This window comes from Acinetobacter sp. YH12218, from assembly GCF_013417925.1.
Lineage (GTDB): Bacteria > Pseudomonadota > Gammaproteobacteria > Pseudomonadales > Moraxellaceae > Acinetobacter > Acinetobacter amyesii.
Genome location: NZ_VPDB01000088.1, coordinates 1 through 9,988, shown reverse-complemented (window position 1 = coordinate 9,988; position 9,988 = coordinate 1). Strand labels below are relative to the sequence as shown.

Annotated in this window: 12 protein-coding genes and 2 pseudogenes; 1 reads left to right on the top strand and 13 read right to left on the bottom strand. The window is 40.0% G+C overall.

Annotation, left to right across the window (positions count from 1 at the left end; translation table 11 throughout):
- The 9 genes and pseudogenes from FTV03_RS15915 to FTV03_RS15875 form a co-directional block, all read right to left on the bottom strand.
- Positions 1–198 (bottom strand): transposase (locus FTV03_RS15915; RefSeq protein ID WP_180042135.1); only part of this gene is annotated, 198 nt, incomplete at its 3' end.
- A gap of 51 nt (positions 199–249) precedes the next feature.
- Positions 250–417: pseudogene (locus FTV03_RS15910) on the bottom strand (SDR family NAD(P)-dependent oxidoreductase); the annotation flags it as partial.
- A gap of 65 nt (positions 418–482) precedes the next feature.
- A complete protein-coding gene (locus FTV03_RS15905) occupies positions 483–1,103 on the bottom strand; it encodes a methyltransferase domain-containing protein (protein ID WP_180042133.1) in 621 nt (206 codons plus the stop codon).
- A gap of 24 nt (positions 1,104–1,127) precedes the next feature.
- Positions 1,128–1,463, bottom strand: coding sequence for a carboxymuconolactone decarboxylase family protein (locus tag FTV03_RS15900; protein ID WP_004988488.1), 336 nt, complete (start codon positions 1,461–1,463; stop codon positions 1,128–1,130).
- A 55-nt stretch (positions 1,464–1,518) separates the two neighbouring features.
- Entirely contained in the window at positions 1,519–1,914 is a 396-nt protein-coding gene (locus FTV03_RS15895) for a rhodanese-like domain-containing protein (RefSeq protein WP_004859470.1), read from the bottom strand.
- Positions 1,915–2,014: 100 nt separating this feature from the next.
- Positions 2,015–2,797: a sulfite exporter TauE/SafE family protein gene (locus FTV03_RS15890; RefSeq protein ID WP_017395158.1), complete on the bottom strand. Its 783-nt coding sequence runs from the start codon at positions 2,795–2,797 to the stop codon at positions 2,015–2,017.
- 66 nt (positions 2,798–2,863) lie between these two features.
- A complete protein-coding gene (locus FTV03_RS15885) occupies positions 2,864–3,736 on the bottom strand; it encodes an MBL fold metallo-hydrolase (RefSeq protein WP_106986399.1) in 873 nt (290 codons plus the stop codon).
- Between the two features lie 2 nt (positions 3,737–3,738).
- Entirely contained in the window at positions 3,739–4,155 is a 417-nt protein-coding gene (locus FTV03_RS15880) for a DUF6691 family protein (protein ID WP_180042131.1), read from the bottom strand.
- Position 4,156: 1 nt separating this feature from the next.
- A complete protein-coding gene (locus FTV03_RS15875) occupies positions 4,157–4,573 on the bottom strand; it encodes a YeeE/YedE family protein (protein WP_180042129.1) in 417 nt (138 codons plus the stop codon).
- Positions 4,574–4,693: 120 nt separating this feature from the next.
- Here FTV03_RS15875 and FTV03_RS15870 point away from each other — a divergent pair, with 120 nt between their 5' ends.
- Positions 4,694–5,005 carry a metalloregulator ArsR/SmtB family transcription factor gene (locus FTV03_RS15870; protein ID WP_004984482.1) on the top strand — a complete coding sequence of 104 codons (312 nt, stop codon included), beginning with the start codon at positions 4,694–4,696 and terminating at the stop codon, positions 5,003–5,005.
- A 256-nt stretch (positions 5,006–5,261) separates the two neighbouring features.
- Here FTV03_RS15870 and FTV03_RS15865 read toward each other — a convergent pair whose 3' ends face one another.
- From FTV03_RS15865 to FTV03_RS15850, 4 genes and pseudogenes are all read right to left on the bottom strand, one after another.
- Positions 5,262–5,975, bottom strand: a complete 714-nt coding sequence (locus FTV03_RS15865; protein WP_180042127.1) for an ABC transporter ATP-binding protein — start codon at positions 5,973–5,975, stop codon at positions 5,262–5,264.
- Entirely contained in the window at positions 5,968–7,191 is a 1,224-nt protein-coding gene (locus FTV03_RS15860) for an ABC transporter permease (protein WP_180042125.1), read from the bottom strand. The genes FTV03_RS15865 and FTV03_RS15860 overlap by 8 nt, the downstream gene beginning before the upstream one ends.
- A complete protein-coding gene (locus FTV03_RS15855; protein ID WP_180042137.1) occupies positions 7,188–8,414 on the bottom strand; it encodes an efflux RND transporter periplasmic adaptor subunit in 1,227 nt (408 codons plus the stop codon). The genes FTV03_RS15860 and FTV03_RS15855 overlap by 4 nt, the downstream gene beginning before the upstream one ends.
- A 236-nt stretch (positions 8,415–8,650) precedes the next feature.
- Positions 8,651–9,679: pseudogene (locus FTV03_RS15850) on the bottom strand (transposase).
- Positions 9,680–9,988 lie beyond the last annotated feature (309 nt).

Sequence of the window (9,988 nt, the reverse complement as noted above, 5' to 3'; positions counted from 1 at the left end):
GAATAAGGATTTAATCATTAAGCAGCATTGGATAGCTGCGTCGGAGTAGGTTTGATTTCGCCCTTGTTTGCCTTTTGATGGAGCATACCATTGCGTAGCAGGATCAAACCAAATGGCAATATTTCCGAGACTCATGAGTGCTCGGTTATATGCGGGCCAATTGGTTGTGCGATAGATTTTGTGTGTAGGCTTCTTCATTTGAAAATTATATCGCTGAAAAAGCCTTTACAGATAGGTTTGTGCAACAAAGCCGCTAGCAGCTATAATTTCAGCTGCAACTTTCTCAGCCGCATCAAGATTAATATCTGAAACAACAACTTTTGCCCCTTGTTGAGCAAGAAGCAGCGCTGTACTTCGCCCAATACCCGAACCTGCACCTGTAACTAAAGCCACTTTATTATTAAAACGTGTTGACATCATAAACCTCTCTTTTTTATAAAATGAGCATGTGAGCCATACTCGTGCTTGAAACGTTTTAGACCCTATTTCTGCACTTGAATTGCAAATTGAACTACATGACATTTTCCGTTATGTAACTTGCCTTCATGACGTTCTTGTTCTCCCACATAAAAATGATAAAGATGATCATTTTTAAATACTGAAAGAAACGACATTGGATCGTACAAATAGTTAATATCTTTCGGACCACCGGTTTGATAATCAATCTGCTCTTTAGAATAAATCTCTCCAATAAACCAGCCATTGTTTGTCAATGCTTGACGTATCCCAGTGAGAACATTGAATTGAGTATTTTCATCAAAATGCCCATACACACACATCACATTTTGATAACACTCTCTTGGCCATTCGACATCATTGAGATCAATATTTCTAAGTGTGAATTCAAAACCAGCTTGCTGGGCTTTTGTAGATAAGTGTTGCATAGCAACTTTTGAGTAATCCCATATTTCTGCTGAAAATGAATCATTTTGCTGTTTCGCTTTATTAGCCAAATAAAGGATATTCCTCCCCTCACCCTCTGCTATAGCAAGAGTTTTTCCCACAATTGGAATCTGATCTGCTATCTGTTGAATAAAATGATTGGGCGAAATGCCATACAGATCCTGTGTTTGCGAATAAAGATTATCCCAATGCTGATTCATATCTTTTCCCAATGATTGAAAAAATTAAGCTGTGAATTCTTTAAATGCTTCCAATGCATTAGCGGCATACATCAATGAAGGACCGCCCCCCATATAAACTGCAACACCAAGCACTTCCTCTAATTCTTGCAATGTCATTCCCATTTTGACTAGGGTTCTGACATGAAAACCGATACATCCATCACATCGTGCTGCAACACCAATCGCTAAGGCAATCAGTTCTTTTGTTTTAGGATCAATAACACCATCTCGCATTGCAACTTGTGACAATTGATTAAAACTTTTCATTAAATCAGGAGAATCCTGCGCTAATGTCTTTAAACTGCCTGAAATATTTTGAGTTAATTCTTTGTACTTCATGATTTTCTCACTTGAATGTCCATAAACTTAAGTTAGACTTAAAATAGAAATCTAGTTATTTCTCTACTGGATAACCCTGCTCTAGCCATGCTTGGAATCCACCCTGAACAGATTTCACCTGAGTAAATCCCATATTCTGTAAAGTATCTGTAGCCAGAGCTGATCGGCCACCCGTCCCACAAATCAAATAAATCGGCTGATCTTTAAGATGTTCTAGTGCTTGCAAGGTATCGCAATGATGGCTCGCCACAGGATGCTGGTGAATTCTCATTTCTAAAACACCACGAGGATAATTCACGGCTCGGTCTATCGCTGCAGCCTGAAATTCATCTGGTTCCCGAACATCAATCAGAATGGTTTTATGGTTTTTCATGGCTTCAAGTAAGTCTGCGACCGTCACTTCTTGAATTCGGTTTTTTGCCATTGAAATTAATTGTTCTGCTGTTTTCATTACTCTTTACCTCTTCCGATCTTTAGAAATCTGGTCTCTGATTAAATATTCATGTCTTTAAAATGCAGTTTTTAAATTTGGCTCTAATCTCTTGCTTGTATTAAGTTATGATGACTGTAGAAATTAAATAAAATGCTACGCTTATGACAGTTATGGCAAAAACCTTTTGGATTTGACTATTCTTAACTAAAGGCATCAAACTTCGACCAATCAACATCCCAGCCATGCAAGCTAAAACGAAAGTCAGCGTGACCGAAACGGGGTATTGAAAACCATCTAAAATATGAGCTGAAATGCTGACACCACCTATCAGGAAAATAATCATCAACGAGGTCGCAACAATACTGCGCATATCAAGATCAGTTACTTTACTCAGTGCTGGAACAATCACGAATCCCCCACCTACCCCAAGCAAACCAGTCAATAAACCTGCCACGACACCAATGGCACCGAGAGACAATGCAGTTTTCATGTTCCAAATCAGACGACCAGTTGTTTGGTTAACTTTACACAGCACACCTGTATGGTCATTCACTTTTTTAAAAAAAATCCGGTAAGCAACCACGAGCATGACTAAACTGAATGCTAAGGTAAGCCATACAGGAGAAATTATTCCTCCCAGATGCACACCATAACGTGCTGAAGGAATGCTAATCAGTGCAATCCAAAGCGCAGCCCGATAGCGTACTATCTTCTTAAATAAGCCTTCAAATGTTCCAACCAAGGCAGATAAAGTGACTGCAAGCAAGCCAACAGGTGCAGCTTGTGCGACCGTCCATCCTTGACTTGCCATCAGTGCGGGTACGGCCAGAATGCCACCACCAGCACCGGTTAACCCAAGCAAACCACCGATGGCCAGTCCTTCAAGTATTAGCATCCACATCGCTACTGCCCCCCCTCTATTACCAAACCAATTAAACAAAACTTGTTGTTTAATCTTAAAATTTGCCTATTTGAAGTAATTCAGTGGAAGTTTTAAATAAGAAACACCATTCTCTTCGGGTTCAGGGAATTGTCCTGCTTTCATATTGATCTGTATCGAAGGTAAAATCAGTTTGGGCATACTTAAACCCGCATCGCGCTTATTACGCATTTCAACAAAATCATCTTTGGTCGTGCCGTCGTGAATATGGATATTCTGATTTTTTTGAGTCTGAATATCCGTTTCACACATATAGGTATCGCGCTTTTCTGGCAAATAATCATGGCAGAGAAATACACGTGTTTTCTCAGGCAGTTGATACAAACTTTGTATTGAATCAAAAAGGATTGATGCGCTTCCCTTCGGGAAATCACAGCGCGCTGTTCCATAATCTGGCATGAATAAGGTATCACCCACAAACACGGCATCACCGATGACATAACTCAGGCAAGCAGGCGTATGTCCCGGTGTTGGAATGTTATAGGCATTCAATGTTCCGATTTGGAACGACTCATGATCTTCAAATAAATAATCAAAGAGCTGCTGGGCATTCCATTGTTTAATATCCAGATGATAAATCGCACCAAAGGTTTCCTGTACAATGCCAATTTTCTGGCTCATGGCAATTTTGCCACTTAACTCAGCTTTGAGATATTGTGCAGCAGTCAGATGATCAGCATGTACATGGGTTTCGAGAATCCACTCAACCGTTAAACCCTGCTCTTTAATATAGGCAATAATTTTATCGGCATGAATAGTTGATGTACTTGCTGATGCCGGATCATAATCCAGAACGCTATCAATAATGGCGCAGGCTTTGGTCGCAGGATCACGTACAACATAACTGAAGGTATTGGTATCTTCGTGAAAAAAATCTTTTACTATAGGTAAGTTTGACATCGTTAAGCTCCTGACCATTTACGGTGAATCCATACACCCACCAGCATTGCTACAATAAAATAGAGCACTTGATAGTGGCTCAAACCGATCAAGGTAAAACTTGGTGCCGGACAGATGCCGGCAATGCCCCAACCTGCACCAAATAAAACCGCACCCGTGATCAGCTTCTTATCTATCTGATTATTTTTAGGTAAATCAATAGGTTCATTAAATACTGTTTTCGGTTGTGCCGTACGTAATACTTTCTGGAAAGGAATAAAGGCCACCGCAATCGCGCCCATCATGACAAAGGCCAGACTAGCATCCCAGTCACCAAACAGATCCAAGAAATCGAGTACTTTTTCCGGATTAGACATGCCTGATACCATCAGCCCCACAGAGAACAGTGCACCAAATAAAAAGGCAAACACATTTTTCATTTTAGAATGCTCCTGTGATATGACGGATAGTATAAACGGTGACAAAACCTGTAAACATAAAAGTCATGGTCGCGATGATAGAACGCTTAGACAGGCGACTGATGCCACAAATTCCATGACCACTGGTACAACCCGAACCCAGACGTGTCCCAAAACCCACCAGTAGACCTGCCACAATCATCATCAGTGGGCTGGCATTCAATTCGATTTCAGGTTGTACAAACAGACCATAAATAAACGGTGTGAGAATCAAGCCTGATAAAAACCAGATTGCAGGTGTTTTAAACATGGTTTTTGAGTTTAATACTTGCCCAATCAAACCACTGATTCCTGCAATACGGCCATTGACGTAAAGATAGCCAACCACGGAAAGCCCGAGCATTAAGCCGCCAATAAATGCGATGAGGAAGTCATGCATGATGAATTAATCCCTACATAATATACTTTTTTATATTATATAATGAAAAATATTAATCAAGCAGTTTTATGGTAAATTATGTAAACTGCACGGGCTACATCAAAAGTTGTGAGGACATTTATGGATATGATTGCTGAAAATGCCAAAATTGATTTTTCTCAAGTCGATTTCGTCAGCCAATGCCTGAAAGTTTTGGCCAATCCTGATCGCCTGAAAATCTTATGTGTCCTGGTGGATGGGGAAATGAATGTTCAGGAAATTGAAGAATCCACTGACATTCATCAACCTACACTTTCACAACAACTGACTGTCCTACGTAAGGCTGACATGGTCAGCACACGACGTGAGGGTAAACAGATTTTCTATCGTCTGAGTGATCCCAAGGTCTTAAGTTTGATGCAAAAGCTGTACGAGCTGTATTGTGCGAATTAATCCGCTTAGTACAGCCAAAAAGAAATGATCAGAAGCAGTAAACCTTTGTTTTTTTAATACTCTTAATATGGAAAAATCTTGTACTCATTTTTTCTCTAGATTAGATTTAGTGAACTAAATCTGAAAAATATTTTATTCAAATTACACAGGGTTATAATTTATCGATTTACAAGTTTGTTCTTATATCGTGCTAGAATTTTGAGGTCTACTCAATGTTTTGAACTGCTTTTACCAGAAGAGTGATCTACATTCCGGCTCATTCCATCTCGTGTTTGGAATCACTCTGAATTCTCCCATCCACCAAATTAATGGTTCGATCACAGGTCGCCGATAATCTAGGATCATGAGTCACCAATAAGACTGCACAGTCATGTTCGCGATGTACTTTACGAAATAATTCAAACATTTCCGCAGCAGTTTGAGTATCCAGATTACCTGTCGGTTCATCGGCCAACAATAGTGCAGGCTGAGTAATCAGTGCACGTGCAATCGCTACGCGTTGCTGCTGCCCTCCAGAAAGCTCATTGGGTTTACGGTCAGCGAACTTATCTAACCCTACAGCGGCCAATAATTCATGGGCATATTGCAACGCAAATTGATCTGGCTTGCCTTGCTTCAGCATTAATGGCATGAGTACATTATTTAAGGCAGTAAAGGCCTGTATAAGATGATGGAACTGAAACACAAAACCTATACTATTGCCACGTAACGCTGTCCGAGCCGTATCATCCATACGGCTTGTCGCCTGACCCAACAAGTACAACTCACCACGACTAGGCTGATCTAATAAGCCAAGAATATTCAGTAAAGTACTTTTGCCTGAACCAGAAGGACCAATTAATGCAGCAAAGTCATTACGTTGAATACACAGATCAATCCCATGTAATACCTCCACTTCATTAGGTTGCCCAACATTGTAGGACTTTCGTAATGCTTCTAAACGCAGTACTTCCTGAGATGGATCAAACATGACGAATTGCCTCCACAGGATCGAGTGCAGCCGCCCGACGGGATGGTATTGCAGCAGCCAAAACCCCTGTCAAAGTCGCTAAGAATAATGCCGACAAGATAAGCTTGATTGAAATCGAAATATAAAACAAACCAGGACCAAACTGATTAAATCCCCAGATCAAACCATAGCTGACTACACTACCAAGCATGGAACCAAGCAGACCAAAAATTGCTCCCTGAAATAAGAAAACTCTTAAAATTTGCGCTTGTGTCGCCCCAGTCGCACGTAAAATACCGATTTCCCGAGTCCGTTGCACCACACTCACCGACATCACACTGGCAATACCAAAAGCGACTGAAATCCCCACAAAAACAATAATCATGTTGGTCGAAAGGCTCTGAGCGGTAATCGCATTCATTAATTGAGCATTGGTTTCAATCCAGCTTTCTGCTTTTAATCCTGTCAGGCGTCCGACTTGCGAGGCAATTTGATCCGCCTTAAAAATATCCTGAATCGTCAGATCAATCACGGTCACCCCACCCGGCAAATTAAGTAAAGATTGCGCCTGTTTCAAATCCAGATAAACATAGCGCGCATCCAATTCACGCACGCCCAGTTCAAATATTCCAGAGATATTCACCACCGCATTTTTCTGTTGCCCAGTATCTAACCTTAATTTGCTCCCGACTTGCACACCCAAATCTTTGGCCAATTGACGCCCAATTAATACATTATCTGCACTGACCCGTAATTCACCACTCACCATATATTGCTTTAACGGAATAATCTGTTGATAACGTTCAAGATTGATACCAACTAAAGCAACTGATTGAATCGCATCTCCGCGCTGTACAAATGCAGGACCAGAGACCACAGGAGAAACCGCCGTCAACACTGGCAACTGATCTAAAGTCTCAGTAATCTGCTGCCAATTATTAATAGAGCGTAAGCGTTGCGCACGCTGATCTTCTTGTAACAACTGAAGTGTTCCTGCTGCTGGTGGCACAATGTGATTCACCTCATCTGGTGAAAGCAAACGAATATGCGCCTGCGTCCCTAAAGTCCTTTCTACAATATTCGATTGTAAGCCCTGAATTAAGGCGCTAATGAACACAATGACCGCTACCCCCACCGCGACGCCAATGGTAATCATCATCGACTGTGTGCGACCCTCTCGCAAAAAACTGATTGCGATGGTCCACTCTGCCCAAAGTCGCCCAAAAAAGTTTTTCAATCGAATTTCACCGGTAATTCATTTTTGCTATTTGTCGGATGCGTTTGATTCTGCAAGACACGTTTAGTTTGCTCTATTCGGACACGAGTTCCATCTTTAAGCACTGATTCTGCATCGGTAAGGACGTGATCACCTTCTTTCAATCCAGCTACAACTTCCGACATGACCAAACCACGTAAACCCAGTGTGATAGGATGACGTTGAATTTTTCTATCTCTTACTAAAATAACCATAGCCTTGTTGCCACTTATACTGCTTAAAGCATCATTTGGAATGACCATGGTTCGCTCGCGCTGGTTGGTTTCAACATTTACCGATACCGTCATGTCTTGACGCAAAAAATCAGGGACTGGATCAACTGTTAATCGAACGTCTACTGTGCCACGTTGAGCATCAATACTTGGGGCAATAAAATTAATATGGGCAGGAAAAGGTTGATCTGGATAGGCATCCGTAATCACTGATGCTTTTTGTTGTAAAGCCAGCAGTGGTAAATTTCGCTCATCAAATGGCACTCGTATTTCAGTCGCACCATCCAGTGCAATAGTGAACAGAGTCTGACTCGGTTGCACCAAATCCCCTGGCTCAACATTACGGGTTAAAATAATACCTGAAACTTCTGCGCGAATTTTGGTCTTGGCGAGTTGCGCTTGTAATGCAGCGAGTTGTTCACGTAATTTTGTCTCTTCAACTTTATCTGGGGCAAGTGAAGCAACTTTTAATCGAGCTGATTCCAAATTATTACGGGCGAGTTTTTCTGCCTCTATCGATTTCTCCCTTTCCTCTGCTGATAATATTCCTAATTCGGTATTTCGTCTGCGTACCGCCTCTCTTTGAGCCTGTTCTAATTGCACTTTGGCATTCGCTAAATCGAATTCTGCTTGCGGACGTCTAGTGGTTGCGAGTTCCTTTAATTCAGCTTCTGCCTGCCGCACCTGCGCTGAAATTTCATCAGATTTCAGTACTAAAAGAACATCCCCTCGAGAGACCCGATCTCCCTCTTGAACCAAGCGCTCAAGAACAACCCCTGTAATTTCACTACCAATCTGAGTCCGAGATACTTTCTCTACCCGTCCTGAAGCAACAACTGTCTGAATCAATGGACTAGATACGACTTCATAACTAGGTAACAATGGTCCTTGCCACCAGCGATATATAGCAAAACTGACGAGCAAAACCAGTAGTATGATCATGATCCAAGGCTTATAACGGGTAACAAGCAATTCCATTCTCCAAGCCAGATTAAAGAAAAGTTTTTGAATTGAATAATTAATGTCTAGTTAAATATATATGAAAATTTAGTTACAACACACCAAATTAAAAAAGCACACCATTTTTATTAAATTATTTTCTCTTACTGTTATAGTTTTTTCATAATTTTGATTAAAAAAACAAACAAAAAATAAACCTATATTTCTATATATTTCATGATTTTATATAAAATAGGACTTACGCAGTATTATTTATAGATTCTCTGTGGTAGCAGATGATTTTTATCGAGAATAAAGTCATCAATGAAGTCTTTGATGATTGGTCTAAATAATTTCTTCTGCCAACGATATACATTTTCAAAGATCCGCTCAAACTGGTTCTTTTGTATCTCGACGTAGGCCATTAAGGCTGAAAAAATATGATTCAAAATCAGTTTAGATCGTCTCACTTGAAACTTTTCAATATGACAAACTTGTTTAATCACCCGGTGATATTACTCTATTTTCCAATGACTTGAATGTAATTCATGAAAACCCTCAAAGGACAATAAATCATCTTCATCTTGATACACAATATAAAACCTCTGCTGTTCTTTTAACTGAGTCTTAAATAATTGTACAAAGCCAAAATCTTTGAGCCAGACCACTTGACCCTGATGGAAATCTGGCAATAAACGCAGTTGAAACCATTGTCCTTTTTCTGGGGAAACCTTACGGTTACAGTCGATACCAAACATAAATCGAATACCATATTTTCTTATGGTTTTTAGATTTCCAGTCGATGAATACCAACTATCACCTGTAATAAATTGAATCTTTGCACCCCAACTGAGTACTTCACTTAACATCTCCATAAAGTAATCATTCTTGGTTTTACTTTGAGATTTGTCATAAAATCGGAAATTAATTGGAATATTTTGACCATTTTGATCTGTCGCATACAAGGTAATGAGATTAATACCCTTGACAGATCGGTGGTGTTTGCCTGACCAAAAATAGCTAACTAAGTCCATATGCTGACTATACGGTTTATCTAAAACAGTATCATCAATACTGACTATAAGTTTATTATTATCAATATGTTGAATTGCTTCTTGATATAGGTCGTGAGGTGTGTAGTCTTCACGCTCTAGAAAGCGATTTACACTATCATGCGAGATGTTATAAGTCTCGGCAAGTTGTGTGCAGCTAATAGAGTTCGGTTCTGTCATGAGAAAGCCCATATAAATGGGTAGAGTACAAGTTGCTGTAGAAGCATGTTTAATTCGTCTGATCACAGATACTTTATAAAGTATTTTAATACTTTTTTTAATCCGTCAATGCGTAAGTCCTAAACTATTGATGTTACTATACTTAGCCGTCTAGTTTCCCTCCGGCTTGATATGCTATTTTTATGATCACAGTCAACCATTCCTTTACTTACTGTATGCTAACTGCACGGCGGGTTTGTTATTATTTATTCTCTGTACACGACAAATTTCATAGGATCCTTGTCCTATCAGGCTTTTTCTTTCTTAAAATTGCTAGCACTTTCTTAAATTCTTCTTTTTTTCCAAAACCAATCAAACGTAGAATAGCCATTTGAA

Coding starts and splice junctions, on each gene's coding strand:
- FTV03_RS15905 (WP_180042133.1), bottom strand. CDS start 1,103: ATGAATCAGCATTGGGATAATCTTTATTCGCAAACACAGGATCTGTAT.
- FTV03_RS15890 (WP_017395158.1), bottom strand. CDS start 2,797: ATGTGGATGCTAATACTTGAAGGACTGGCCATCGGTGGTTTGCTTGGG.
- FTV03_RS15885 (WP_106986399.1), bottom strand. CDS start 3,736: ATGTCAAACTTACCTATAGTAAAAGATTTTTTTCACGAAGATACCAAT.
- FTV03_RS15895 (WP_004859470.1), bottom strand. CDS start 1,914: ATGAAAACAGCAGAACAATTAATTTCAATGGCAAAAAACCGAATTCAA.
- FTV03_RS15875 (WP_180042129.1), bottom strand. CDS start 4,573: ATGCATGACTTCCTCATCGCATTTATTGGCGGCTTAATGCTCGGGCTT.
- FTV03_RS15900 (WP_004988488.1), bottom strand. CDS start 1,463: ATGAAGTACAAAGAATTAACTCAAAATATTTCAGGCAGTTTAAAGACA.
- FTV03_RS15865 (WP_180042127.1), bottom strand. CDS start 5,975: ATGTTTGATCCATCTCAGGAAGTACTGCGTTTAGAAGCATTACGAAAG.
- FTV03_RS15880 (WP_180042131.1), bottom strand. CDS start 4,155: ATGAAAAATGTGTTTGCCTTTTTATTTGGTGCACTGTTCTCTGTGGGG.
- FTV03_RS15870 (WP_004984482.1), top strand. CDS start 4,694: ATGGATATGATTGCTGAAAATGCCAAAATTGATTTTTCTCAAGTCGAT.